The following is a 23875-nucleotide window of genomic DNA, read 5'->3' as shown; positions in this document are numbered from 1 at the left end:
AACCAGGCCCGGGCCCTTGCCCCGGGCCTTTTTGCTGTGGAATCCAGAACATGAACAAGCTGCCGCCGGTGGTATTGCCCAAGATCGAATTCAATCGTGAATTCTCTTTCACGGATGCCGACTTCGAGCGCATCCGCAAGCTGATCTACAAGGAGGCGGGGATTTCCCTGAATCCGTCCAAGAAGGACATGGTGTACGGCCGGCTGGTGCGGCGCATCCGCGAGCTCAAGCTGCCCGGCTTCGCCGCCTATGTCGATTTCCTGGAATCGATTGGCGGCAAGCGCGAATTCGAGCAGTTCGTCAACGCGTTGACCACCAATCTGACTTTCTTCTTCCGCGAGGAGCACCACTTTCCCATTCTGTCCGAGCATCTGAAGAAGAAGGCGGCGGCCAGCGGCGAACTGGCGATCTGGTGCGCGGCGGCGTCCACTGGCGAAGAGCCTTACTCGCTGGCGATTACGGCGCTTGAATCCTTTCCCGGCGCCACGCGGCCCAATATTTCCGTGCTCGCCACCGATCTGGACACCAGCGTGCTGGAGACCGGCCGCAAGGGCATTTATCCGGCGGAGAAGATCGCCCGCCTGCCGGCCGGCCATGCGGTCAAGTATTTCGACAAGCAGCCCGACGGCAGCTACCAGGCCAAGCAGGCGCTGCGCAATATGATCACTTTCCAGCGTTTGAACCTGGTCGAAAGCAACTGGAGCGTGCGCAAGCAGTACGACGCGATCTTCTGCCGCAACGTGATGATCTACTTCGACCGCGACACCCAGTTCGCCGTGCTCAAGCGCTTCGCGCCGCTGCTGAAGCCGGATGGACTGCTGTTTGTCGGCCACTCGGAAAACTTCTATTTCGCGTCCGATTACTTCCATCTGCGCGGCAAGACCGTGTACGAGCACGCGAAAAAGTAGGCATTTGTCCGACAAAACAGTCGCCGCGCCGCGCGATTGCCATTACCATTCCGTCTCTAACGGGCAAGCGAGTCTTGCCCGTTGTCTTTGCGCGGGGAGGCGGTATGCGAGTGGCGGTTCTCGGGGCCGGCGTGGTGGGCGTGTCCACCGCCTGGTTCCTGGCCAGGATGGGACACGAGGTGGTGGTGCTGGAGCGCGCCTGCGGCGCGGCTAGGGAGACCAGTTTCGCCAATGGCGGCCAGCTGTCGGTCAGCCAGTCCGAGCCCTGGGCGAGCCCGGGCGCGCCGTGGCAGGTGTTGCGCTGGCTTTGGCGCGACGACGCGCCGCTGCTGTTCCGGCCGAGGATGGACCCGTCGCAGTGGCGCTGGATCGCCGGATTCCTGGTGGAGTGCCTGCCTGGCCGCCATCAGCGCAATATGCGGCAAATGGTGGCGCTGGGGCTGTACAGCCGCGACGCGATGCGCCAGTTGCGCGAGGAAACCGGCATTTCCTACCGCCGCCTGTCGCGTGGCATTCTCAGCCTGCATTACGACGCCTGCCAGCTGCGCCATGCCCGGCGCTCGGCCGAGCGGCTGCAGGCGCTGGGAGTGGACAAGCGCGTGCTGAGCCCGATGCAGGCGCTGGCGCTGGAGCCGGCGCTGGAGCCGACCTTGCCTGGCTTGGCCGGCGCCAGCTGGTGCCCGGACGACGAGTCCGGCGATGTGCATCTGTTCACCCGCGGACTAGCCGAAGCCGCCGCGGGCCTGGGCGTGGAGTTTCGTTACAATACCCGGATCAATGCGCTGGAGATGGCGGACGGCGGCGTGTCGGCGGTATCGGTGACGGGGCCGGACGGCGGCTACCAGCGCGTGACGGCGGACGCCTACGTGCTGGCGTTGGGCAGCCACTCGCCGTTGCTGGCCGCGCCGCTGGGCTTGCGGCTGCCGGTTTATCCGGCCAAGGGTTATTCGGCGACGGCGCCGGTGAAGAGCCTGATCGCCGCGCCCATGGTCAGCCTGACCGACGAATCCCATAAACTGGTGTTCAGCCGCTTGGGCGATGAGCTGCGCATCGCCGGCACCGCTGAACTGTCCGGTTATTCGTCCAGCCTCGATCCTCTGCGCTGCGAGGCCTTGCTGCGTCGGGCCAGGACGCTGTTTCCCTCGGCCTGCGACTGGGAGGCCGCGCGCTTCTGGAGTGGGTTGCGGCCGGCGACGCCGGGCAACGTGCCATTGATAGGCAGAAGCGGAATCGGCAGGCTGTTCCTGAACACCGGCCACGGCACCTTGGGCTGGACCGAGGGCGCGGGTTCGGGGAAGGCGTTGGCGGAGATCATCAGCGGCAGGACGCCGCAGCTGGATTTCGCGTTTTGCGGGCATTGAGGCCGCGAAGCGATTGATGAATGGTTTTGGCCGGCGCGTTTTGCGCCGGCGCTTGGAGCGTGAATGAGCGAAGTGCAGGAAATGACGCCGTACCAGCTATTGGGCGGCGAAGGAGTGGTCCGCTGGCTGTGCGACCGGTTCTACGACATCATGGATAGCGAGCCTTCGGTGAAGCCGCTGCGCGACATGCATCCGGTCGATCTCGCCGGCTCGAGCCAGAAACTGTTCATGTTTCTGTCCGGCTGGCTGGGCGGCCCTTCGCTGTATATGGAAGCCTTCGGCCACCCTCGGTTGCGCATGCGCCACATGCCGTTCGCTGTGGACGAGGCCGCGCGCGACCAGTGGATGTTCTGCATGCGCAAGGCGGTGAGCGAACTGGTGGCGGAGGACTGGCTGAAGGACAAGTTGCTGGAAGCGTTCTACAACACCGCGGATTTCATGCGCAATCGCTGAACCGGACGCGCCGGGGGACGTTTGGGCGATTGTCTCTGCATTGCTGGCAGCTGTTGTAAATAGATGCTTGAAGTCGGCGTCTCTTTGTCCATGATTAAAGTATCCACACGTGGAGCCTGGACATGGGCCGCCGTCTGCTGCTGCTGCTGCTCGTCATCGGATTGGGCGGAGAGTCCGCCCTGGCGGGGTGTTTGCCGCAGGCGATGATGTGCGCGTCGCCGCGCGATCCGGAGGTGAAGCGGCCGGAGCTGACCGAGCAGGGCTTGCAACTGGGCCCCCTGAGGCTGGAGCGCGAGCCCGGCAGCCAGAGCCTCAGGCTGACGCCGGCGCTGGATATGGGCAAGCGCACCCACCTGTCGGTGCGCATGCATCACAAAGACGTCGGTCTGAGGCTGAAATTCAATACCGACTAGACGCCGGACTCAGCTTGGCCGATGGCCGCGCTCGATCTGCACGCCCACGCGCTTCACGCCGGGCAGTATCCCCAGCTTGGTGACCGCCACTCTGACCCACGGCGCGCCGAACTCCTCGCGCACCATCTTCGCGATATGCTCGGCCAGCGCCTCCAGCAACAGGAAGTGCTGTTCTTCCAGCGATTGGCGCAGCCGCTCCACCACCACGCCGTAGTGTATGGTGTCGCCGATGTCGTCGCTGTGGCAGGGCGTGTCGCTGGGAATGCCGATTTCCAGGTCGATTTCAATGGTCTGGGCGGCTGTGCGCTCCCAGTCGTACACGCCGATCACGGTGTCGGCGCGCACTTCGCGCAGGAATATGATGTCCATCTGTCCGTCAGGTGGTTGGGCTTTCGCGCCCGATACCGTAAAATCCGAAGCTCTCTATTCTAATGCAACGGATACCGCTCCACCATGACCACGACCGCATTCGCTTTTGTTCTGGCGGCCTATTTGATCGGATCGCTGTCTTTCGCCGTGATCGTCAGCAAGGCGATGGGCATGGACGATCCGCGCAGCTACGGCTCCGGCAACCCCGGCGCGACCAATGTACTGCGCACCGGCAAGAAGCTCGCCGCCGCGCTGACGCTGCTGGGCGACGGCGCCAAGGGCTGGGTGGCGGTGGCGCTGGCGTCCTGGCTGGGCCCGCGCTACGGCCTGGGCGAGCAAGGCATCGCCCTGTGCGCGCTGGCCGTGCTGTTCGGCCACATGTGGCCGGTGTTCTTCGGCTTCAAGGGCGGCAAGGGCGTGGCCACCGCGGTGGGCATCCTGTTCGGCATCAATCCCTCGCTGGCGCTGGCCGCGCTGGCCACCTGGCTGTTCATGGCCTTCGTGGTGAAGATTTCTTCGTTGTCGGCCATCATCGCCTGCGTGCTGGTGCCGGTGTACGCCTTTTTCATCCTGGGGCCGCAAAGCGTGTATTTCGGCACCTGCATCATCATCGCCATCGTCGTGGTTCACCGGCACAAGTCCAACCTGATCAAGCTGATGACCGGCAAGGAAGACAAGATAGGCAATAAGGGCGATGCCGGCTGAGCCGCGCGTCGGGAATGAAAAAAGCCGTCCCTCGGGACGGCTTTTCGTTTGTCTGGGGTCTCTGTCAATGAAAGCCGCTGGCGAAGCGGCTCCAGCACGGCATCCAGTTGTCGGCGCTGTCGTCCCGGTTGTCGCCCAGCATCAGGTACTGTCCGGCCGGAATGGCGATGGGGTCGAAGTTGCTGTGGGGATATTCAGCCGTCGGACAGCACGCGGATATGGGCGGCGACGCTGCGGCCCAGCGCCGACAGGTCGTAGCCGCCCTCCAGCACCGACACGATGCGGCCGGCGCAGTATTGGTCGGCGATTCCCACCAGATGGCGGGTCACCCATTCGTAGTCGGACTCGATCAATCCAAGCGAACCCATGTCGTCCTCGCGGTGGGCGTCGAAGCCGGCTGAGATGAACAGCATCTGCGGCTGGAATTCATGCAGCAGCGGCAGCCAGACGTTTTCCACCGCTTCGCGGAATTCGCGTCCGCCGCTGCCTGCCTTCAGCGGCACATTGTGCATGTTCGGTCCCATAGGCTCGTCGCCGCTGTACGGATAGAACGGATGCTGGAAGATGGACACCATCAGCACGCGCGGATCGTCTCGCAGGATTTCTTCGGTGCCGTTGCCGTGGTGGACGTCGAAATCCACCACCGCCACCCGCTCGAACTTGTAGTGGGCCAGCGCGTGGGCGACGCCGACGGCGATGTTGTTGAAGAAGCAGAAACCCATCGCCTTGTCGCTTTCGGCGTGATGTCCGGGCGGACGGATCGCGCAGAAGGCGTTGGGCGCCTTGTCCTCGGCCACCAGTTCCACCGCCTTCACCACTGCGCCGGCCGCGCGCCGGGCCGCCTGCAGCGTGCCGGGCGACATCGCGGTGTCGGGATCCATGCGGAAGGTGCCCACGCTGGGCGCGCAGGCTTCCAGGTATTCGACGTAGCGCGGCGGGTGCACGCGGGCCAGCTGCTCGTAGCCGACTTCGGGCGCTTCCACCTCTTGCAGTGAGTCGAAAATCTGCGAGGCCATCAGCTGGTCGCGGATGGCGGTCAATCGTTCCGGGCACTCTGGGTGGCCCACCCCCATATTGTGTTGCAGACAGTCGGGATGGGTGACGTAGGCGGTCAACCCGTTCCGCTGCAGGCGGTTTTTCAGCCAAGTGAACACGAATGCTCCCCGCGTGCTTACAATGGGATTGCGATATGTGAATTTGATAAATACTGCGCGCAAGCGGGGTCAAATGCAATCACTCTCCCAGGCCTACCGGCAACTGAACACGCTGATATTGGGTAAGCCGCAGGCGATCCGGCTGGCTTTCGCCTGCCTGATCGCGCGGGGACATCTGCTGATCGAGGATGTGCCCGGCGTGGGCAAGACCACACTGGCGCACGGGCTGGCCGCTGTGCTGGGGCTGGAATACCGGCGGGTGCAGTTCACCAGCGACCTGCTGCCGGCGGACATTCTGGGCGTCAGCATCTACCAGCGCGACAGCGGCCGCTTCGAGTTGCACAAGGGGCCGGTGTTCACCCAGGTGCTGTTGGCCGACGAGATCAACCGCGCGTCGCCCAAGGTACAGTCGGCGCTGCTGGAGGCGATGGAGGAGCGCCAGGCCTCGATAGACGGCCACACCCACCCGTTGCCGGCGCCGTTCTTCGTGATCGCCACCCAGAACCCCGGCGAGCAGATGGGCACCTTCCCCTTGCCAGAGTCCCAGCTGGACCGTTTCCTGATGCGGATCTCGCTTGGCTACCCGCCGCGGGAGGCCGAGCGCGCGCTGTTGATGGGTGAGGACCGCCGCGCGCTGCTGGAGCGTTTCCAGGCGACGATGGCACCGGGAGAGCTGCTGGCGCTGCAGCAGAAGGCGGCCGCGGTCACGGTGTCGCCGGCGCTGGCGGATTATCTGCTGGCGTTGCTGGAGGCGACGCGCAGGCCAGGCCTGTTCGCCACTGGACTGAGTCCGCGCGCCGGACAGGCGCTGGCCGCCGCCGCGCGCGGTTGGGCGCTGCTGGCGGGGCGGGACCATTTGCTGCCTGAGGATGTGAAGGCGATTTTCACGCCGGTGGCCGCTCACCGGCTGCAGTCGGCGTCCGGCGCGCCGGTGGAGTCGGAACTGGACAAGCTGCTCGCCCATGTCGCCATTCCGTGAGCGTCTGCGGCGCTGGTGGTGGTCGCGCCTGCCGCAGGAGGAGCGCTGCGAGCTGTCTCAGCGCCGAATCTATCTGTTGCCCACTCGCTTCGGCTTACTGTTGATGATTGTGGCGCTGGCGGTCTGGCTGGGCGCGCTCAATTACCAGGTCAGCCTGGCTTACGCGCTGGCGTTCTGGATCGTTGGCCTGCTGCTGGTGGCGGTATTGATGGCTTACCGGCAGTTGGCTGGGCTGAAGCTGAGCGCCGACGGCGGCCCGGCGGTGTTCGCCGGCGAGGCCGCGCGGTTTTCCCTGCTGCTGGAGAACCGGACGCCCGCCGCCAGGCGTTTGCGCATCGCCGCCGAGGGAGGCGAGCCGCAGGCGTGCGAGCTGGAGGGCATGGCGGATGCCCGGATGGCGCTGGAGCTGCCCGCGTCCAGGCGCGGCTGGCTGCCTTTGCCGGCCTGCGTGGTGGAGAGCGACGCGCCGTTCGGCCTGGTGCGGGCGTGGGCGGTGCTGAAGCTGCGCGCGCGGGTGCTGGCTTATCCGGCCCCGCTGCCGGACGCGGCCAGGGGACGCCGGGAGAAGGAAGCCGGGAAGGGGGGAGGCGAGGGCATCGGGGATGAGGATTTTTCCCATCTTGACGCCTATCGCTATGGCGATACGCCGCGGCAGATCGCCTGGAAGGTGATGGCGCGGCGCGATCTGCTGGCCAGCAAGCGCTTTTCCGCCGAGGCCGGCGCCGGGCTGCAGCGCTTGGGCTGGGACGACTACGCCGGCGAGTCCGATCCGGAGCGCCGGTTGTCCCGCCTGGCCTGGCGGGTGGAACAGTGCGAGCGCCGCCGCCAGCGCTACCGGCTGTGCCTGCCAGACGGCGAAATTGGCCCGCAACCGCGCCAGCGCGAACTGGCGCTGGGCGCGCTGGCTTTGTTCGGAAGCGCGCGGTGACGGTTGCGGCCAGGCAAGAGCCGAACCGCTGGCCGGTGCTGTTGGCCTTGCTGTGGATCGTGTCCCCGCTGGCCTGGCATCTGCCGCTCTGGCTGCCGGCAGGCTGCGCGCTGGCCCTGCTGTGGCGAGGCTGGCGGTCGGCGTTGCCGCCGCGCTGGCTGCTGCTGCCGGCGCTGCCGATTGCGGCCGCGGCGCTATGGATGAGCCTGGGCACGCTGGTGGGACGGGAGGGCGGCGTCGCCTTGTTGACCATGCTGATCGCTTTCAAAGCCTTCGAGACCCGCACGCTGCGCGATTGGCGCGTGCTGACGGCCTTGGGCTTTTTCCTGGCGGCGACGCCGCTGCTGTTCGACCAGTCGCCGTTGATGGCGGCCTGGCTGGCGCTGGCCATGCTGTTGCTGACCTGGGCCGCCGCGAGGCTGGCCGGCGCGTTGCCGCGCGGCAGCTGGCGCCACGCCTGGCAGGCCTTGGCGCTGTCGCTGCCGCTGATGCTGGCTCTGTTCGTGGCGATGCCGCGGCTGCCGCAGCCGTTATGGAGCCTGAATACGCCGCCGCAAACCGCTTCCAGCGGCCTGGGCGAAGATATGGAGCCGGGCAGCATCAGCCGGCTGATTCTGAACCGGGAGCCGGCGTTTTCCGCGGTGTTCGACGGCGCCGCGCCAAGGCTGGATCAATTGTACTGGCGGGTGGCGCTGCTGGATGACTTCGACGGACGCCGCTGGCAAGCATTGGGAGGCGAGCGGGATGAGCGGGACGAGCCGGCGGCGGGGCGCGTTCTGCGCTATCGCCTGACGCTGCGGGCCGACCGCGGGCGCTTGCCGGCGCTGGAGCTGGCGTCCGGAGCCGGGCCGGGCAGCCGCCTGGAAGGCGGCGGACTGTTGCGCCAGGAGACGCGCAGCGACGAGCTGCTCGGCTATGCGCAGGAAAGCCGGCTGGGAGAGCGCCGCCGGGTGGTTCTGAGTCCGGCCCGGCGGGCCTTCTACCTGCGCCTGCCGCCGGGGAATTCACAAAGCCGCGCCTTGGCCGTCCAATTGGCAGCAGCGGGCGGGGATGGCCGCGGATTCCTGCGCGCGGCGCTGGACTTCCTGAAGCGCGGCGGCTTCCGTTACACCCTGCAGCAACCGCTGCTGGGCGATCAGGCGGTGGATCATTTTCTGTTCGCCAGCCGCCAGGGCTTCTGCGAGCACTACGCGTCCTCGTTCGCTTTTCTGGCCCGTGCGGCGGGGTTTCCTGCGCGGGTGGTGGTCGGCTATCAGGGGGGAGAATACAACCCGGTCGGCCGTTTCTGGCAGCTGCGCTCATCGGACGCGCACGCCTGGGTGGAGGTCTGGCTGGACGGCGCGTGGCAGCGGGTGGATCCTACGGCCGCGGTATCGCCGGGACGGCTGGCGCTCGGCGCGGAGCAGACGCTGCCCGCGCTGAGGACGGAAAGCGGCATGGCGGCGGCACTGCCGCCCCAGTGGCTGAGGCGGGCCCGCCAGCAGTGGTTTGCGGCCAATTTCGTCTGGCAGCAGTGGGTGGTCGGCTATGACGCGGAGCGCCAGCAGGGGCTGTTCCGATGGCTGGGACTGGGCGAACGGGTGGATGCCGCCAGCGTGTTGCGCGCGCTGGCGGCCGGAATGGCGCTGGCGATGATGCCGCTGCTCCTGTGGTGGCGCAGGAGGCCGGCGGAGGAGCCGCTCCCCGCGGGCTGGGAGGCATTGCGCAGGCGGCTGGAGAAGAGAGGCGTCGAGGCGCCGCGCGCGCAGGGGCCGCTGGAGCGGCTGAAGGCGGCGCGCGGGCTGCCGCGCGACGATTTCAACCGCCTGAAAGCGCTGGTCGATGAATATATCGAACTGCGTTATCGGCTAACCGCTGCCGACGGCGCGCGCGAAAAACGGTGGCTGAGGCGGGCGCTGCGCTGGAAATGACAAAGCCCGGCGGGAGGCCGGGCCGATGGCTGCGTCTGGCGGACTTCAGAGCAGGAAGTCGCGGGAGATGCCTTTGCGGCGCAAGATGCGGCGCAGCTGTTCCAGGCCCTCGATCTGGATCTGGCGCACGCGTTCGCGGGTCAGGTTCAGCGAGGCGGCCAGTTCCTCCAGCGTGCAGATCTCGTAGCCGTTGAGGCCGTAGCGGCGCTCGATCACCAGCCGCTGCTTCTCGTTTAGCTGGCTCAGCCAGTCGTGGACGAACATCTCCAGCTGGCTGTTGTGCAGCTGCAGCTCAGGCTCCTCATGCTGCTCGTCGGGGATGGATTCGCCGATCGACAGCATCGGATCGATGTCCAGCGGCGCGTCCAGCGAGGCCATGCGCTCGTTCAGGTTCAGCACCTTGCGCACGTCCTCCACCGGCTTGCCGACTAGGTGGGCGATCTCCTCCACGCTGGGTTCGCGGCCGATCTGGCTTTCCAGGTGGCGCGAGGCGCGCAGGTAGACGTTCAGCTCCTTGATCACGTGCACCGGCAGGCGGATGGTGCGGGACTGGTTCATGATCGCCCGCTCTATGCTCTGGCGTATCCACCAGGTGGCATAGGTGGAGAAGCGGAAGCCGCGCTCGGGATCGAACTTCTCCAGCGCGTGCATCAGGCCGATATTGCCTTCCTCGATCAGGTCGAGCAGGGCCAGCCCGCGGTTGATGTAGTGTTTGGCGATGTTCACCACCAGCCGAAGATTGTGCTCGATCATCTTCTGCCGGGCTTCGAACTCGCCGGCCACCACCCGCCTGGCCAGCGCCAGTTCTTCCTGCGGCGTCAGCAGCGCGTTGTTGCCGATGTCGTTCAGATAAATCTGGGTGACGTCGGCGACCACGTCCTCGAAGACTGCTGGGCTTTCTGCGCTTTCCTCTGCCTCGGCTTCGGCTGCGTTTTCTTCGCCATTGTCTTCGTCAAGAATGTCATCCTCGTCGAGGATGTCTATTTCGTTGCTCATCTCTCTACCCCCGTCGCTGTCTTGTCCCGACGGGGGTGGGTGGCCACGCCCGATCAGGACTTGTGTTCAAGATACTGCATCGGGTCCACCGGCTTGCCGAAGCGGCGGATCTCGAAATGCAGCTTGACTTGGTCGGCATCGGAATTGCCCATTTCGGCAATCTTCTGCCCTTTCTTGACAGACTGTCCTTCCTTGACCAGCAACTGGCTGTTGTGCGCGTATGCGGACAGGAAGGTCTTGTTATGTTTGATGATGATCAGTTTGCCGTAACCCCTCAGTCCGGCGCCGCTGTACACCACTTTGCCGTCGCCGGCCGCCAGCACCGGCTGGCCCATCCGGCCAGTAATCTCGATGCCCTTGTTGCTGTCCGAATATCCCTTGGTCATCTTGCCTTCGGTAGGCCAGGCCCAGGGCACCGCGTCTTCTTCCTGCCTGGCGCTGGGTGCGCTGGCTTCCTTGGCCGGCGCCGGTGCCTGCGTGACCGCGCTGGCTTCCGGCTTCTTCGCCGGCGGCGTGGCAACCGCGGGAGCGGATGTTTGAGCGTTGTTGTTATTGGCTACGCGTCCCTCGCTCTGGGCCGGCAGATTCTTCACCGCTTCGCTGCTGTATGGCAGCTTCAGCGCCTTGGGGTAAGCCTTGACGCTGGAGCCGCCGGCATTCTTCGCCGTCTCGCCCGCCGCCACGATCGGCGCGGCTGATGGCTTGTCCGCGGCGGGGGCCGCCGGGCTTGCCGCGCCTCCGCCCGGAGGAGACAAGCGCAGAACCTGGCCGACCTTGATGCTGTTGTCGGGCAGATTGTTCCAAGCTGCCACGTCCTTGTACTTCAGCCCGTGGTTCAGGGAAATCCGGAACAGGTTGTCGCCGGGTTTCACCACGTAAGTGTTGCCGTTTTCAGCGGCCGCGTCATCCGCCACCGGCTGGACTTTCAGACTGCCTTGGTCCCGATAGGGGGCGGCCACGGTGGCGTCATGCGGGGCGGACGGCGTGTCGACCTTGGCCGGAGCCGCCTGGGCGACCCGCGCCGGCGCGGCGCTTTCCACCGGAGCCGCCTGTTGCACCATGCTGCTGCAACCGGCCAAACCGGCCGCTATTGCGGCGACTACTATATGCGCATACCTGCAATGCATTTTTAGCATGTTTTTTTTGTTCAAATGTTGAATAAGTGTTTTGATTGATTGTCTGACAGATCAAGTGTTGCGTTTTTGCAGTCTTAACTGCGTCCGTTCAGCAGTGGAACAAACTTGACCGGGTCCAGCCGGGTCTTTTGCAGGCCTTGAGCCGTCTTTTCCAGCAGCCATAGGTGCTGCTCGGCCTCGCCCAGCGGCAGCACCATGCGGCCGCCGTCGGCCAGCTGGTCCACCAGCGGCGCGGGCACCGCCCGTGCGGCCGCGGTGATGATGATGCCGTCGAAGGGCGCGGCCTCGGGCAAGCCGGCATTGCCGTCGCCGTGCACCAGCCGGGCGTGGACCAGCTTGGCGGCGCGCAGATTGCGTCTTGCTTGGTCAAGAATCGCGCCCAGTCGTTCAATCGAATAGACCTCGGCGCCCGTCTTCAGCAGCACTGCCGTCTGGTAGCCGCAACCGGTGCCGACCTCCAGTATCTTGCCGGGCTGCCGGCCCTGGATCAGCAGCTCGGTCATCCGCGCCACGGTCAGCGGCTGGGAGATGGTCTGGCCGTGGCCGATCGGCAGCGACACGTCGTCGTAGGCGCGGGTGGCCAGCGCCTGGTCGACGAACAGATGGCGCGGCACCTCGTGCATCGCCGACAACACCCGCTCATCGTTGATGCCGTGCTGGCGCAGGCGGTCGCTCATGCGGCGGCGCGTGCGTTCGGACAGCATGCCGTAGGCCTGGGCGTTCGGGGTCAGCGGTGCAGCCATGTGGAAATCCTGTCCAGTTGCCCGTAGGCGGTCAGATCCAGCATCAGCGGCGTGACGGACACCTGTTTGGACGCGACGCAGCCGAAGTCGGTGCCGGCGCCGGCATCCTGCACCGCGCCGACCGGTCCTACCCAGTATATCGTCTCGCCGCGGGGATTCTGTGATTTGATGACCGGCTGCGCGCAATGGCGGCGTCCCAGGCGGGTGACCTGGATGGCGCCTAGTTCTTCCGGCGGCGCGTCGGGGACATTGACGTTGAGCAGCACCGGTTGCTGGAACGGATCTTCCAGGCAGCGCTCCACCAGTTGCTCCACTATCTTGCCGGCGCTGGCGAAATGCTTGCCGCTGTGGCCGGCCATGGAGACGGCGATGGAGGGGATGCCCAGCATGAAGCCCTCGGTGGCGGCGGCGACGGTGCCGGAGTACAGCGTGTCGTCGCCCATGTTCGGGCCGTGGTTGATGCCGGTGAAGATCATGTCCGGCTTGAAGTCGAGGAGGCCGGTGACCGCGAGGTGGACGCAGTCGGTAGGCGTGCCGTTGACGTAATGGAAGCCGTTGGCGGCCTTGCGCACCGTCAGCGGGCGGTCCAGCGTCAGCGAGTTGCTGGCGCCGCTGCGGTCGCGCTCCGGCGCCACCACCGCCACTTCGCCGTAGCGTTGCAGCGTCTGGGCCAGCATGGCCAGTCCAGGCGCGAAATAACCGTCATCGTTGCTGAGCAGAAACTTCATACTGTCTTTCCGTGTGAGTCGCCCGATTGTAGCGCCGCCGGCATGACAGCGGATAGCGCGGCGTAGGCGCGGGGACCGTAAAAAAACCCGCGGAGGGCGGGTTTGTCTAGCCTGTTCAGGCGTAGTAGCGTTTGCTGAATTCCAGCATCCGCTCGATGGGCACGCGCGCGGCGTCCATTTGTTCTTGGCTCAGGTAGTCGATGGCCAAGCCCTCGCCCTGCTGCGCGCGCTTCACCGCCTCTATGGTGTTCATCTTCATGTAAGGACAGGAGTTGCACTGGCAGCCGGCGTAGATCGGCGCCTGGCGCAGGTCGAGGTCGGGACGGGCCAGACCCATGTTGTACAGGATGCCGTCCTCGGTGGCGACGAAGATCACCGCCTTGGCGTCGCCCTGGTAGGCCTTCACCCAGTTCAGCATGCCGGAGGTGGAGCCGACGTAATCGGCTTTCTTCAGCACCGGCAGCGGGCTTTCCGGATGGGCGATCAGGTATTTCTCGCCGGGCACGGCCTCGAACGCCTCGTTCAGCGCCGCCTCGTTGAACTTGTCGTGCACCTCGCACACCGCCGACCACAGCGGCATGTCGTAGCCGTACTGGTCGTTGAGGTAGCCGCCCATATTGCGGTCAGGCGAGAAGATCACCTGCTTACCCTCGGCGTACAGGTGGGCGATGATGTCGTCGACGTTGCGGCTGGTGACGATCCAGTCCGACACTGCTTTGTGTTCGGCGCTGGAGTTGATGTAGGACACGTGCACGTGGTCCGGATAGCGCTTGCGCCACAGGGTCAGCTCGGCGACGTCGGTCTGGGTCACCAGCGAGCAGGTCGAGCCGGCGTCCGGCAGGATCACGGTGGCGTCCGGGTTGAGGATCTTCGCGGTCTCGGCCATGAAGCGCACCCCGGCGAAGACGATGATGTCGGCCTGGGCCTCCTTGGCGTACAAGGACAGTTCCAGGCTGTCTCCCACCTTGTCGGCCATCTGCTGGATTTCCGGCTGGGTGTAATAATGAGCGAGGGTGACGACGCGTTTCGTCATGGTGTTTCGGCTCCTGCCAGACCGGGGAAGGGACCCGGCCGGTTGAATGCTGCGGCGCAATAAACGTTTGTTGCGAAACTGTAAAGGTTAGCAATATTGTAAAGCTTGCGCCACTGGCTGGGTATCGCACCGGGTTAATTTCACCGGGCGCCGTGGCTGAAATGCATCTGTCAGTGGTTTGTCGGAGGTCAAAATGACGCCTGGTTTCCATCTGCATGATGAGGACGGCGTGGATCACGCCCACGACGACGATCACGACGCCAACCACTCGCATCTGCACCGCCACGGCGGTCCGGAGGGTGGAGACGGCAGGCGGCTGAGCAGCCGCGCGCTGGCCAAGGTGTTGGCGTTGACTTGCGGTTTCGCGCTGGTGGAGGCGCTGGGCGGCTGGTGGAGCGGCTCGCTGGCGCTGCTGTCCGACGCCGGCCACATGCTGACCGATTCGCTGTCGCTGCTGCTGGCGCTGTGGGCGGCACGCATCGGCAGCCGGCCGGCCACTGACCGGCTGTCGTTCGGCCATGGTCGGGCCGAGGTGCTGGGCGCGCTGCTGAACAGCCTGCTGCTGTTCGGGCTGTCGGTCTTCATCGTTGCGGAGGCGGCGGAGCGGCTGCTGCGGCCGCATGCGGTGAACGGGATGGGTGTGATGCTGATCGCCGCGATCGGCCTGGCGGTCAATATGCTGGCGGCCTGGGTGCTCAGCCGCGGCGCGCATTCGCTCAACAGCAGGGCGGCGCTGTTGCATGTGCTGGGCGATCTGTTCGGCTCGGTGGCCGCCATCGCGTCCGGCGTGATCATCTACCTCACCGGCTGGACGGCGGCGGACCCGTTGCTGTCCATCCTGGTGGCGCTGCTGCTGCTGGCGGCGGCCTGGCGATTGATCCGCCAGGCGGTGATCGTGCTGATGGAGGGCGTGCCGGCGCATCTGGACTACAACCGCATCGGCGAGGCGCTGTCGGGCATCGCCGGCGTCCGCTCGGTCCATGATCTGCACGTGTGGACGATGTCGGCCGAGCGGGCGGCACTGTCCGCCCACGTGCGCATCGCCGCGCCGCAGGACTGGCCGCGCATCCTGGCCGCCTGCCAACTGATGCTGTCGCGCGAATTTTGCATAGATCACGTAACCTTGCAGGCGGAATGGCCGGCGTCCGCGCCCGCCGGCAAGCCGGTACCGATAGATATCATCTCCGAGGACAAGCATTCATGAGGCCGCATTACCTGACCCCGCTGTTTTCCCCGCGCACCGTAGCCGTGGTCGGCGCCAGCGACCGGCCGGGTTCGATCGGCCAGGCGGTGTTCGCCAATCTGCTGGCCAGTTCCTTCCAGGGCAAGCTGTTTCCGGTCAATCTCAACCACAAGGTGGTGGGCGGCATGCCGGCGGTGGCCTCGGTTCGGCAAATCGAGGAGCCGGTGGATCTGGCGGTGGTGGTGACGGCGATCCGCTCGCTGCCGGCGGTGATCAAGGATTGCGGCAAGAAGGGCGTGAAGGCAGTGCTGCTGGCCAAGGAATTTTCCGACAGCGAGCAGTTGGAGCAGGAGCTGATCAACGAGGCCCAGTCCATCGCCCGCCATTTCGGCATCCGCATCCTGGGGCCGAACGTGCTAGGCCTGATGCGCCCGGTGGCCGGCTTCAACGCCAGCAATTACAACGGCAAGGTGCGGCCGGGCAATCTGGCGCTGGTGTCGGAGTCGTCGGCGCTGTGCGCGGCGATGCTGGACTGGGCCGACAGCAAGGAGATCGGCTTCTCCAGCGTGGTGCCGCTGGGCGGGGCGCTGGATGTCGGCTTCGGCGAGATTCTGGATTATCTGGTGGCAGACAACGCTACTCAGGGCATCCTGTTGCATGTTCACCACATTCATGACGCCCGCCGTTTCATGTCGGCGCTGCGGGCCGCCGCCCGCACCAAACCAGTGGTGGTGATCAAATCCGGCCGTTTCGAAAACGACGCCAGCGGGCTGACCCACGCCAGCAATCTGGTGGCCAGCGGCGACGCCTTCGATGCCGCGCTGGCGCGCGCCGGCGTGCTGCGGGTGTCGTCCATCGCCCAGCTGTTCACCGCCGCCAAGGTGCTGGCCGCCAACTACCGAGTCGGCGGCCGCCGGCTGGCCATCGTCACCAACGGCTTCGGCCCCGGCATGCTGGCGGCCGACAGCGCCGTCGATTACGGCGTGGAGCTGGCCAAGCTGAGCGAGGGCACGGTCAAGCTGCTGGATAGCGTGCTGCCGCGCAACTGGTCGCACGGCAATCCGCTGGACATCATCGGCGACGCCAGCCCGATGCGCTTCCGCACCGCGGTGAAGGCCTGCGTCGACGATCCCGGCGTGGACGGCGTGATGGTGATCTTCACCCCGCAGGCCGGCACCGACCACTTGACCACCGCCCAGCTGATGATAGGCCTGCAGCGCGAGACCACGAAGCCGTTGTTCCTGTCCTGGCTGGGCGACGCCAAGGTGTCGGAAAGCCGCGAACTGTTCTCCAAGGCCAAGTGCGCCCACTTCCGGGCGCCGGAGTACGGCATCGAAGTGTTCCGCCACCTGGCCGACTACCAGCGCAACCAGCAATTGCTGCTGCAGACGCCGGGGCCGCTGGAGGGGCTGCGCAACGATCCGGACGTCAACACCGCGCGCAAGGTGATGGACGCGGCGCTGGCCGAAGGCCGCACCGTGCTGTCGGAGCGCGAATCCAAGCAGGTACTGGCGGCCTTCCATATTCCGGTCAATCCGACCACGCTGGCCCGCACCGCCGACCAGGCGGTCAAGCAGGCGGCCAAGATCGGCTATCCGGTGGTGCTGAAAATCGACTCGCCGGACATCATCTACAAGTCCGACGTCGGCGGGGTGGAGCTCAACATCAGCAACGAGGAAACGCTGCGCGCCGCCTTCGACGCCATCCTTTCCCGCACCCGCCAGGCGCGGCCGGACGCGCGCGTCGACGGTGTGTCGGTGCAGCCGATGCGCAAGCGCCGCTTCGCGCGCGAGCTGATGGTGGGCGTCGCGCGCGATGCCGGCCTCGGCCCGGTGATCGCCTTCGGCGCCGGCGGCATCGCGGTGGAGGTAATGCGCGATCTGGCGCTGTCTTTGCCGCCGCTGAACGATTACCTGGTGGACAGCATGATAGGCCAGACCCGGATCGGCCAATTGCTGGGGCCGTTCAAGAATCTGCCGCCGGTGGATGTGGACGAATTGCGCCACGTGCTGCTGCAGGTGTCGGAAATGGTGTGCGAGCTGCCGCAGTTGAGGGAGATGGACATCAATCCGCTGGTGGCGGACGAACAGGGCGTGATCGCGCTGGACGCGCGCATTTTCGTCGGACCCGCGCGCGCGGACCAGAAACGCTACGGCCACATGGCCATCATGCCTTATCCCACTCATATGGTGGTGTGCGCCAAGCTGCATGACGGCACGCCGGTGATGATCCGGCCGATCCGGCCCGAGGATGCGGACATGCAGCAGGCCTTCGTCCGCAACCTGTCGGAGGAGAGCCGCTACAACCGCTACCTTTCCAGCATCAAGCAGCTGTCGCAAAGCATGCTGGTCCGCTTCACCCAGCTCGACTACGACCGCGAGATGGCGCTGGCGATGACGCGCGAAGGCGATGGCGGAGAGGAGATGTTGGCGGTGGCGCGCTTCATCACCGATCCGGACAACGAGGCCTGCGAGTTCGCGCTGGAAGTGGCCGACGACTGGCAGGGGCGCGGCATCGGCACCTTGCTGCTGCAGGCCTTGTTCGACGCGGCGCGCGAGCAGGGGCTGAAACTGATGCGCGGCGAAGTTCTGGCAGGCAATAAGGGCATGCTGAAACTGATGCATAAACTGGGATTTAGCGTCGAGCCGCACCCCGAGGACAGGGCGTTGACGCTAGTGTTGAAGACGCTGTAAGCGGGCGCTTCGGGATGGTCTTGCATTAAGCGCTTGCAAGATAAGGGAAATCTGCCATAAAATCGTGGGCTTTTCTATATCCCGTTTTTTTCAAGGACAATCGACAATGGTAGTGATTCGTCTGGCCCGCGGCGGCGCCAAGAACCGTCCGTTCTACAACATCGTGGTGACCGATTCCCGCAACCGTCGTGACGGTCGCTTCATCGAGCGCGTTGGCTTCTACAACCCGGTAGCCAACGAGAAGCAAGAGCGCGTCCGCTTCACCATGGACCGTCTGAACTACTGGGTCGGCGTTGGCGCACAGCTGTCCGACTCCGTTGCCAAGCTGCTGAAAGAGCAGAAAGTCGTAGCCGCTTAATCCGGCTATCCGACATCAAGACGGAATTGGGCGCATGCGCGACGAAGATCTCGTAGTAATGGGCTTTGTGCGCGGCGCCTTCGGTATCAAAGGCTGGGTGAAAATCCACGCCGATACCGAATACGCTGACGGCCTGTTCGATTACCCGGTCTGGTGGCTGGGCAAGAACGGCAGCTGGAAGCCGTATACATTTGAGAACGGCGCAGTCCAGCCCAAGGCGCTCGCCGCCAAGCTGGAAGGCGTCGAAGGCAGAGATGCCGCCGAGTTGTTGCGCGGTTCGCAGATCGCGGTTCCGCGCAGCGAACTGCCTGCTCCCGCCGATGACGAGTACTACTGGAACGACCTGATGGGTCTGACCGTGGTCAATCAGCAGGGCGAAACGCTTGGCAAGGTGGATAATCTGCTCGAAACCGGCGCCAACGACGTGCTGGTGGTGAAGGGCGACGATGGCCAGCAGCGGCTGATTCCGTTCGTGGAACAGTATGTGCTGGACGTGGTGCCGGCCGAAGGCCGCATCCTGGTGGACTGGGGTCTGGATTACTGATGCAGATCGACGCGGTGACGCTGTTCCCGGAGATGTTCGATTCGATTGCCCGCTTTGGCGTCAGCCAGCGGGCGCTTGACTTGGGCCTCTGGCATTTCAAAGCCTGGAATCCGCGCGACTTCACCCACGACAATTATCGTCGGGTGGACGACCGGCCTTATGGCGGCGGTCCCGGCATGGTGATGCAGATCGAGCCGCTGGAACAGGCGATAGACGCCGCGCGCGCGCGCCAGCGCGAAGCCGGCGTCGAAGCCAGCCATGTGGTCTATCTGTCGCCCCAGGGCACGCGGCTCTCCCACGCCAAGGCGGCGGAGCTGTCGCAGCGGCAAGGCTTGATCCTGCTGTGCGGCCGTTACGAGGGCATAGACGAGCGGTTGATCGCCACCCAGGTCGATGAGGAAATCTCGATCGGCGATTACGTGCTGTCTGGCGGCGAACTGCCGGCGATGGTGCTTGCCGACGCGGTGGTCCGGCTGCTGCCGGGCGTATTGAATGACGCCCAATCGGCTTACGAAGACTCATTTGTGGACGGTCTGCTGGACTGCCCGCATTACACCCGACCCGAAGAGTATCGAGGCATGCGGGTGCCGGACGTGCTGTTGTCCGGTAATCATGCCCTGATCGCCAAATGGCGGCTCAAGCAGTCGCTGGGGCGGACGTGGAAACGTCGGCCCGAGCTGCTGCAAGACCGCGTTTTGACAAAACAGGAATCTCGGCTGCTGGCGGAGTACCAGCAGGAACAAGATATCCGTAAAAAACCGGAGTAAAACATGGATCTGATCCAGAAACTCGAGCAAGAAGAAATCGCACGCCTGGGCAAGACCCTGCCGGCATTCGCCCCGGGCGATACCGTCGTGGTTCAAGTCAAGGTAAAGGAAGGCAACCGCGAGCGTCTGCAGGCTTACGAAGGCGTTGTGATCGCCAAGCGTAACCGCGGTCTGAACAGCGCGTTCACCGTGCGCAAGATGTCCGCCGGCGAAGGCGTTGAGCGTACCTTCCAGACCTACTCCCCGCTGGTGGCTTCCGTTGAAGTGAAGCGCCGCGGCGACGTGCGTCGCGCCAAGCTGTACTACCTGCGTGGTCGTACCGGCAAGTCCGCACGCATCAAAGAAAAGCTGCCGGCTCGCAAGCAGGGTTAATCCTGCCGGCGACAGCCGCTATCATCAAAGCGCAAGGCCTGGCCTTGCGCTTTTTTTATTGGGGGAAGGGGAATGGACTATCAGGTGGTGATCGCCGCGCCGTTCGGCCGGCTGGGCGTGCGCTGCGAAGCCGGCGCGTTGCTCGAGCTGCGTTTCCTGCCGGCGGGCGCGGCCTTGCGTCCGCCCAAGCCGGGCAGCCTGGAGGCTGAGGTGGCGAGGCAGCTGGATGCCTACTATGCCGATCCGCGCCATGTCTTCACCGTGCCGCGGCGGCTGGCCGGCACGCCGTACCAGCTGCGGGTGTGGGAGCGGATTTCGGCGATACCCTGCGGCGACACTCGCCGCTACCTGGACCTTTCCCGGGAGTTGGCGTCGTCGCCGCGCGCCGTCGGCGGCGCTTGCGGCCGCAACCCCATTCCCATCATCGTGCCCTGCCACCGGGTGGTGGCGAGCGCCGGCCTAGGCGGCTTCAACCAGTCTACCGGCGACGAGACGCTGGACATCAAGAAATGGCTGCTGCTGCATGAGCTCGGATAAGGACAGCATCGACGCCTTCCTCGATCAGCTGTGGCTGGAGGACGGACTGTCGCAGAACACGCTGGCCGCCTACCGCCGCGACTTGTCCAAGCTGGCCGGCAGGCTGGCCGAGCAGGGGGCGACGCTGGAAGCGGCCGGGCAGGCGGATCTGGAGCGAGCGCTGCTGGCCGGCGTGGCCAGCGAGAAGCCGGCCACCCGCGCGCGACTGATTTCGGCCCTGCGCCGCTATTGCCAGTATCTGCTGCGCAGCGGCATCCGCTCCGACGATCCCAGCGCCAGGCTGGCGTCGCCCAATCGCGGGCAGCGTCTGCCCAAATCGCTGTCCGAAGTCGACGTCGAAGCGCTGCTGGACGCGCCGGATGTGGAGACGCCGCTCGGCCTGCGGGATCGGGCCATGCTGGAGGTGCTGTACGCCAGCGGCCTGCGGGTGTCGGAACTGGTGGGCATGACGCTGAACCAGCTGAACTTGCTGGATGGCGTGGTGAAGACGATAGGCAAGGGCAGCAAGGAGCGGCTGGTGCCGCTCGGCGAAATCGCCCAGGACTGGCTGCTGCGCTACCTGAAGGAGGCGAGGCCGCTGCTGCTGGCCGGCCTGCCGTGCGACGCGGTGTTCGTCACCCAGCGCAAGGCCGGGATGACGCGGCAGATGGCCTGGCACCTGATCTCGCAATACGCCAGCCGCCAGGGTCTGTCCAAGGTCAGCCCGCATGTGCTGCGCCACGCCTTCGCCACCCATCTGGTCAACCACGGCGCCGACCTGCGGGTGGTGCAGCTGCTGCTGGGCCATTCCGACATCTCCACCACCCAGATCTACACCCACGTCGCGCGCGAGCGGCTGAAACAGCTGCACGCGCGCCATCATCCGCGGGGCTGAGGCCCGCGGCGTTGGAAATAAAAAAGACCCGGCATGCCGGGTCTTTCGCTGCGTGGAGGGACGTTGCGCTCAGACCGGTTCCGCCGCCAGCGCGCTCTGGTCGAACAGCAGCTCCACCTTGTCGTCGGCCACGGTGACCGTGACTTCGCCGCCGGCCACCAGCCTGCCGAACAGCAGCTCGTCGGCCAGCGCCTTGCGCAGCGTGTCCTGGATCAGGCGGGCCATCGGACGCGCGCCCATCAGCGGGTCGAAGCCGTTCTTCGCCAGATAGCGACGCAGCTCGTCGGTGAAGTGGATGTCGACGTGCTTCTCCGACAACTGCTGTTCCAGCTGCATCAGGAACTTGTCCACCACCTGCAGGATGATCTGCTCGTCCAGCACGCCGAACGGGATGATGGCATCCAGACGGTTGCGGAACTCGGGGCTGAACAGCCGCTTGATGTCGCCCATCTCGTCGCCGGCGGCCTTGGTCTGGGTAAAGCCCAGCGAAGGCTTGGACAACGATTCGGCGCCGGCATTGGTGGTCATGATCAGCACCACGTTGCGGAAATCCGCCTTGCGGCCGTTGTTGTCGGTCAGCGTGCCGTGGTCCATCACCTGCAGCAGCACGTTGTAGATGTCCGGATGCGCTTTTTCGATCTCATCCAGCAGCACCACCGCGTACGGATGCTTGTTGATGGCCTCGGTCAGCTGGCCGCCCTGTTCGAAGCCGACATAGCCCGGAGGCGCGCCGATCAAGCGCGACACGGCGTGGCGCTCCATGTATTCGGACATGTCGAAGCGGATCAGCTCGACGCCGAGTATGTAGGCCAGCTGGCGCGCCAGTTCGGTCTTGCCGACGCCGGTGGGGCCGGAGAACAGGAAGGAGCCGATCGGCTTCTGCGGGTTGCCCAGGCCGGAGCGGGTCATCTTGATCGCGCTGGCCAGGCCTTCGATCGCTTTCTCCTGGCCGAACACCACGTTCTTCAGATCGCGCTCAAGATTCTTCAGCACGTTCTTGTCGTCGCTGGAGACCGTTTTCGGCGGAATGCGGGCGATCTTGGCGACGATCTCTTCGATCTCCGACTTGTTGATCACCTTCTTCTGCCGCGACTTGGGCAGGATCTTCTGCGCGGCGCCGGCCTCGTCGATCACGTCGATCGCCTTGTCCGGCAGGTGGCGGTCGTTGATGTAGCGCGCCGACAGCTCCGCCGCGGTGGACAGCGCCGATTGCGTGTACTTGACGCCGTGGTGGGCTTCGAAGCGCGACTTCAGGCCCTTCAGGATTTCCACCGTCTGCTGCACCGTCGGCTCGGTGACGTCGATCTTCTGGAAACGGCGGGACAGCGCGTTGTCCTTCTCGAAGATGCCGCGATACTCGTTGTACGTCGTCGCGCCTATGCAGCGCAGGCTGCCGTTGGACAGCGCCGGCTTCAGCAGGTTGGACGCGTCCAGCGTGCCGCCCGACGCCGCGCCGGCGCCGATCAGCGTGTGGATCTCGTCGATGAACAGGATCGCGTTGGTGTCCTCGGTCAGCTGCTTGATCACCGCCTTCAGCCGCTGTTCGAAATCGCCGCGGTACTTGGTGCCGGCCAGCAGGGCGCCCATGTCCAGCGCGTAAACGGTGGACTTGGACAGAATCTCCGGCACCTCGCCGCCGACGATACGGCGCGCCAGGCCCTCGGCGATGGCGGTCTTGCCGACCCCGGCCTCGCCGACCAGCAGCGGGTTGTTCTTGCGGCGGCGGCACAGGATCTGCACCGTGCGCTCAAGCTCGTGCTCGCGGCCGATCAAGGGATCGATCTTGCCGTCGCGGGCCATCTGGTTGAGGTTCTGGGTGTAATTCTCCAGCGCCCCGCCCGGTCCGGTGGCCTGCTCCTCGCCGTCCGCGTCGTTGTTGCCGCTGTCGCGCGGCTCCTGCGGCGGCTGCTGCGACCGCTGCTTGGTGATGCCGTGCGAGATGAAGTTGACGACGTCCAGCCGCGAGATGCCTTGCTGGTGCAGGTAATACACCGCGTGCGAATCCTTCTCGCCGAAGATGGCGACCAGAATGTTGGCGCCGGACACTTCCTTCTTGCCCGACGACTGCACGTGCAGGATCGCGCGCTGGATCACGCGTTGGAATCCAAGCGTCGGCTGGGTTTCGACTTCCGCCTCGCCGGGCACGGTGGGAGTGTGCTCATCGATGAAGTCGGTCAGCTGCTTCTTGAGTTGGTCGATATTGGCGCCGCAGGCCCGCAAGACTTCTGCGGCCGACGGGTTGTCGGTCATCGCGAGCAGCAAATGCTCCACGCTGATGAACTCGTGGCGCTTGCGCCGTGCGTCCATGAACGCCATGTGCAGGCTTACTTCAAGCTCCTGGGCAATCATCAGTTTTCCTCCATTACGCACTGAAGCGGATGCTGATGCGCTTTCGCATATTGCAACACCTGCTCGACCTTCGTTGCAGCCACGTCTTTGGTATAAACGCCACACACGCCGTGACCTTGCGTGTGGACTTGCAGCATGATCTGGGTGGCCTTCTCTCTGTTCATGTAGAAGAACTGTTGGAGAACCTGCACCACGAAGTCCATTGGGGTAAAATCATCGTTCAATAACAACACCTTATACATCGGGGGTGGGTTTTCCCTAACCCGTGACGCCTCAAGCTGGGCATCGTCTTTGACCGAGGTGGACATGTCGACTTTCACTGAAACGGTGCCTCACTTCAATTTTGGTTCCCCCAGACTTTTTTTCAAGGGGGCTCTCAAGA

Annotated in this window: 25 protein-coding genes; 16 read left to right on the top strand and 9 right to left on the bottom strand. The window is 65.1% G+C overall.

Going from position 1 to position 23875, the window contains the following annotated elements:
* Window positions 1–50: 50 nt before the first annotated feature.
* From VA599_RS03675 to VA599_RS03660, 4 genes are all read left to right on the top strand, one after another.
* A complete protein-coding gene (locus VA599_RS03675) occupies window positions 51–908 on the top strand; it encodes a CheR family methyltransferase (protein ID WP_221668364.1) in 858 nt (285 codons plus the stop codon).
* A gap of 104 nt (window positions 909–1012) precedes the next feature.
* Window positions 1013–2269 carry a D-amino acid dehydrogenase gene (locus VA599_RS03670; protein ID WP_346787699.1) on the top strand — a complete coding sequence of 419 codons (1257 nt, stop codon included), beginning with the start codon at window positions 1013–1015 and terminating at the stop codon, window positions 2267–2269.
* A gap of 63 nt (window positions 2270–2332) precedes the next feature.
* Window positions 2333–2722: a group II truncated hemoglobin gene (locus tag VA599_RS03665; RefSeq protein WP_021475186.1), complete on the top strand. Its 390-nt coding sequence runs from the start codon at window positions 2333–2335 to the stop codon at window positions 2720–2722.
* 122 nt (window positions 2723–2844) lie between these two features.
* Window positions 2845–3135: a hypothetical protein gene (locus tag VA599_RS03660; RefSeq protein WP_021475187.1), complete on the top strand. Its 291-nt coding sequence runs from the start codon at window positions 2845–2847 to the stop codon at window positions 3133–3135.
* 9 nt (window positions 3136–3144) lie between these two features.
* Here VA599_RS03660 and VA599_RS03655 read toward each other — a convergent pair whose 3' ends face one another.
* Complete coding sequence (locus tag VA599_RS03655) at window positions 3145–3504, bottom strand: dihydroneopterin aldolase (protein WP_021475188.1); 360 nt, start codon at window positions 3502–3504, stop codon at window positions 3145–3147.
* Between the two features lie 84 nt (window positions 3505–3588).
* Here VA599_RS03655 and plsY point away from each other — a divergent pair, with 84 nt between their 5' ends.
* Window positions 3589–4209 carry a glycerol-3-phosphate 1-O-acyltransferase PlsY gene (plsY, locus tag VA599_RS03650; protein WP_104945212.1) on the top strand — a complete coding sequence of 207 codons (621 nt, stop codon included), beginning with the start codon at window positions 3589–3591 and terminating at the stop codon, window positions 4207–4209.
* 194 nt (window positions 4210–4403) lie between these two features.
* Here the strand turns inward: plsY and VA599_RS03645 are convergent, their stop codons facing one another.
* Window positions 4404–5363: a histone deacetylase family protein gene (locus tag VA599_RS03645; RefSeq protein ID WP_046155490.1), complete on the bottom strand. Its 960-nt coding sequence runs from the start codon at window positions 5361–5363 to the stop codon at window positions 4404–4406.
* A 73-nt stretch (window positions 5364–5436) separates the two neighbouring features.
* On the opposite strand from VA599_RS03645, the gene VA599_RS03640 reads away from it, so the two are divergent.
* Genes VA599_RS03640 through VA599_RS03630 form a run of 3 tightly spaced genes read left to right on the top strand, consistent with a single transcriptional unit; the run spans window position 5437 to window position 9180 of the window.
* Window positions 5437–6342: an AAA family ATPase gene (locus VA599_RS03640; RefSeq protein WP_346787698.1), complete on the top strand. Its 906-nt coding sequence runs from the start codon at window positions 5437–5439 to the stop codon at window positions 6340–6342.
* Window positions 6326–7270 (top strand): DUF58 domain-containing protein, encoded by a 945-nt coding sequence (locus tag VA599_RS03635; RefSeq protein WP_346787697.1) that lies wholly within the window; start codon window positions 6326–6328, stop codon window positions 7268–7270. The genes VA599_RS03640 and VA599_RS03635 overlap by 17 nt, the downstream gene beginning before the upstream one ends.
* Window positions 7267–9180 (top strand): transglutaminase TgpA family protein, encoded by a 1914-nt coding sequence (locus VA599_RS03630; RefSeq protein WP_346787696.1) that lies wholly within the window; start codon window positions 7267–7269, stop codon window positions 9178–9180. Before VA599_RS03635 ends, VA599_RS03630 begins: the two co-directional genes overlap by 4 nt.
* Window positions 9181–9225: 45 nt before the next feature.
* On the opposite strand, the gene rpoS is transcribed toward VA599_RS03630, so the two are convergent.
* The 5 genes from rpoS to nadA all read right to left on the bottom strand — a co-directional run bounded on the left by rpoS (window position 9226) and on the right by nadA (window position 13816).
* A complete protein-coding gene (gene rpoS / locus VA599_RS03625; RefSeq protein WP_021475108.1) occupies window positions 9226–10176 on the bottom strand; it encodes an RNA polymerase sigma factor RpoS in 951 nt (316 codons plus the stop codon).
* Window positions 10177–10229: 53 nt separating this feature from the next.
* The gene (locus VA599_RS03620) at window positions 10230–11237 is read right to left on the bottom strand and encodes a peptidoglycan DD-metalloendopeptidase family protein (RefSeq protein ID WP_346787694.1); all 1008 of its coding nucleotides are present in this window, start codon (window positions 11235–11237) and stop codon (window positions 10230–10232) included.
* Between the two features lie 149 nt (window positions 11238–11386).
* Window positions 11387–12055 (bottom strand): protein-L-isoaspartate(D-aspartate) O-methyltransferase, encoded by a 669-nt coding sequence (locus tag VA599_RS03615; RefSeq protein ID WP_104945208.1) that lies wholly within the window; start codon window positions 12053–12055, stop codon window positions 11387–11389.
* Window positions 12040–12783, bottom strand: a complete 744-nt coding sequence (surE, locus tag VA599_RS03610; RefSeq protein WP_021475111.1) for a 5'/3'-nucleotidase SurE — start codon at window positions 12781–12783, stop codon at window positions 12040–12042. The genes VA599_RS03615 and surE overlap by 16 nt, the downstream gene beginning before the upstream one ends.
* Window positions 12784–12898: 115 nt before the next feature.
* A complete protein-coding gene (gene nadA / locus VA599_RS03605) occupies window positions 12899–13816 on the bottom strand; it encodes a quinolinate synthase NadA (protein ID WP_021475112.1) in 918 nt (305 codons plus the stop codon).
* Window positions 13817–14009: 193 nt separating this feature from the next.
* On the opposite strand from nadA, the gene VA599_RS03600 reads away from it, so the two are divergent.
* The 8 genes from VA599_RS03600 to xerD all read left to right on the top strand — a co-directional run bounded on the left by VA599_RS03600 (window position 14010) and on the right by xerD (window position 21144).
* Complete coding sequence (locus VA599_RS03600; protein ID WP_346787693.1) at window positions 14010–15020, top strand: cation diffusion facilitator family transporter; 1011 nt, start codon at window positions 14010–14012, stop codon at window positions 15018–15020.
* Window positions 15017–17692, top strand: a complete 2676-nt coding sequence (locus VA599_RS03595; RefSeq protein ID WP_346787691.1) for a bifunctional acetate--CoA ligase family protein/GNAT family N-acetyltransferase — start codon at window positions 15017–15019, stop codon at window positions 17690–17692. The genes VA599_RS03600 and VA599_RS03595 overlap by 4 nt, the downstream gene beginning before the upstream one ends.
* A gap of 106 nt (window positions 17693–17798) precedes the next feature.
* On the top strand, window positions 17799–18050 hold the full coding sequence (gene rpsP, locus VA599_RS03590) for a 30S ribosomal protein S16 (protein WP_011137222.1): 252 nt from the start codon (window positions 17799–17801) through the stop codon (window positions 18048–18050).
* Window positions 18051–18084: 34 nt separating this feature from the next.
* Window positions 18085–18594 carry a ribosome maturation factor RimM gene (rimM, locus tag VA599_RS03585; RefSeq protein ID WP_103902154.1) on the top strand — a complete coding sequence of 170 codons (510 nt, stop codon included), beginning with the start codon at window positions 18085–18087 and terminating at the stop codon, window positions 18592–18594.
* Window positions 18594–19361, top strand: a complete 768-nt coding sequence (gene trmD, locus VA599_RS03580) for a tRNA (guanosine(37)-N1)-methyltransferase TrmD (RefSeq protein ID WP_021476698.1) — start codon at window positions 18594–18596, stop codon at window positions 19359–19361. Before rimM ends, trmD begins: the two co-directional genes overlap by 1 nt.
* A gap of 3 nt (window positions 19362–19364) precedes the next feature.
* A complete protein-coding gene (gene rplS / locus VA599_RS03575) occupies window positions 19365–19733 on the top strand; it encodes a 50S ribosomal protein L19 (RefSeq protein WP_021476697.1) in 369 nt (122 codons plus the stop codon).
* Window positions 19734–19805: 72 nt separating this feature from the next.
* Complete coding sequence (locus VA599_RS03570; RefSeq protein ID WP_346787690.1) at window positions 19806–20270, top strand: methylated-DNA--[protein]-cysteine S-methyltransferase; 465 nt, start codon at window positions 19806–19808, stop codon at window positions 20268–20270.
* Window positions 20257–21144, top strand: coding sequence for a site-specific tyrosine recombinase XerD (gene xerD / locus VA599_RS03565; protein ID WP_346787689.1), 888 nt, complete (start codon window positions 20257–20259; stop codon window positions 21142–21144). Before VA599_RS03570 ends, xerD begins: the two co-directional genes overlap by 14 nt.
* A 69-nt stretch (window positions 21145–21213) precedes the next feature.
* Here the strand turns inward: xerD and clpA are convergent, their stop codons facing one another.
* Together clpA and clpS are read right to left on the bottom strand one after the other, a co-directional pair.
* Window positions 21214–23493 carry an ATP-dependent Clp protease ATP-binding subunit ClpA gene (clpA, locus tag VA599_RS03560; RefSeq protein ID WP_021476694.1) on the bottom strand — a complete coding sequence of 760 codons (2280 nt, stop codon included), beginning with the start codon at window positions 23491–23493 and terminating at the stop codon, window positions 21214–21216.
* Window positions 23493–23801 carry an ATP-dependent Clp protease adapter ClpS gene (clpS, locus tag VA599_RS03555; protein WP_021476693.1) on the bottom strand — a complete coding sequence of 103 codons (309 nt, stop codon included), beginning with the start codon at window positions 23799–23801 and terminating at the stop codon, window positions 23493–23495. The genes clpA and clpS overlap by 1 nt, the downstream gene beginning before the upstream one ends.
* Between the last annotated feature and the right edge of the window lie 74 nt (window positions 23802–23875).

Source organism: Chromobacterium indicum (assembly GCF_039708975.1).
GTDB lineage: Bacteria > Pseudomonadota > Gammaproteobacteria > Burkholderiales > Chromobacteriaceae > Chromobacterium > Chromobacterium piscinae.
This window is presented reverse-complemented; position numbering and strand designations above follow the sequence as displayed.

Bases quoted from the DNA above. Each gene is read 5' to 3' on its own strand.
- rpoS (WP_021475108.1), bottom strand. From the start codon at position 10,176: ATGAGCAACGAAATAGACATCCTCGACGAGGATGACATTCTTGACGAA.
- VA599_RS03655 (WP_021475188.1), bottom strand. From the start codon at position 3,504: ATGGACATCATATTCCTGCGCGAAGTGCGCGCCGACACCGTGATCGGC.
- surE (WP_021475111.1), bottom strand. From the start codon at position 12,783: ATGAAGTTTCTGCTCAGCAACGATGACGGTTATTTCGCGCCTGGACTG.
- VA599_RS03660 (WP_021475187.1), top strand. From the start codon at position 2,845: ATGGGCCGCCGTCTGCTGCTGCTGCTGCTCGTCATCGGATTGGGCGGA.
- VA599_RS03570 (WP_346787690.1), top strand. From the start codon at position 19,806: ATGGACTATCAGGTGGTGATCGCCGCGCCGTTCGGCCGGCTGGGCGTG.
- nadA (WP_021475112.1), bottom strand. From the start codon at position 13,816: ATGACGAAACGCGTCGTCACCCTCGCTCATTATTACACCCAGCCGGAA.
- plsY (WP_104945212.1), top strand. From the start codon at position 3,589: ATGACCACGACCGCATTCGCTTTTGTTCTGGCGGCCTATTTGATCGGA.
- trmD (WP_021476698.1), top strand. From the start codon at position 18,594: ATGCAGATCGACGCGGTGACGCTGTTCCCGGAGATGTTCGATTCGATT.
- clpA (WP_021476694.1), bottom strand. From the start codon at position 23,493: ATGATTGCCCAGGAGCTTGAAGTAAGCCTGCACATGGCGTTCATGGAC.
- rimM (WP_103902154.1), top strand. From the start codon at position 18,085: ATGCGCGACGAAGATCTCGTAGTAATGGGCTTTGTGCGCGGCGCCTTC.
- rpsP (WP_011137222.1), top strand. From the start codon at position 17,799: ATGGTAGTGATTCGTCTGGCCCGCGGCGGCGCCAAGAACCGTCCGTTC.
- VA599_RS03620 (WP_346787694.1), bottom strand. From the start codon at position 11,237: ATGGTGCAACAGGCGGCTCCGGTGGAAAGCGCCGCGCCGGCGCGGGTC.
- xerD (WP_346787689.1), top strand. From the start codon at position 20,257: ATGAGCTCGGATAAGGACAGCATCGACGCCTTCCTCGATCAGCTGTGG.
- VA599_RS03635 (WP_346787697.1), top strand. From the start codon at position 6,326: ATGTCGCCATTCCGTGAGCGTCTGCGGCGCTGGTGGTGGTCGCGCCTG.
- VA599_RS03675 (WP_221668364.1), top strand. From the start codon at position 51: ATGAACAAGCTGCCGCCGGTGGTATTGCCCAAGATCGAATTCAATCGT.
- VA599_RS03600 (WP_346787693.1), top strand. From the start codon at position 14,010: ATGACGCCTGGTTTCCATCTGCATGATGAGGACGGCGTGGATCACGCC.
- VA599_RS03670 (WP_346787699.1), top strand. From the start codon at position 1,013: ATGCGAGTGGCGGTTCTCGGGGCCGGCGTGGTGGGCGTGTCCACCGCC.
- rplS (WP_021476697.1), top strand. From the start codon at position 19,365: ATGGATCTGATCCAGAAACTCGAGCAAGAAGAAATCGCACGCCTGGGC.
- clpS (WP_021476693.1), bottom strand. From the start codon at position 23,801: ATGTCCACCTCGGTCAAAGACGATGCCCAGCTTGAGGCGTCACGGGTT.
- VA599_RS03665 (WP_021475186.1), top strand. From the start codon at position 2,333: ATGAGCGAAGTGCAGGAAATGACGCCGTACCAGCTATTGGGCGGCGAA.
- VA599_RS03640 (WP_346787698.1), top strand. From the start codon at position 5,437: ATGCAATCACTCTCCCAGGCCTACCGGCAACTGAACACGCTGATATTG.
- VA599_RS03615 (WP_104945208.1), bottom strand. From the start codon at position 12,055: ATGGCTGCACCGCTGACCCCGAACGCCCAGGCCTACGGCATGCTGTCC.
- VA599_RS03595 (WP_346787691.1), top strand. From the start codon at position 15,017: ATGAGGCCGCATTACCTGACCCCGCTGTTTTCCCCGCGCACCGTAGCC.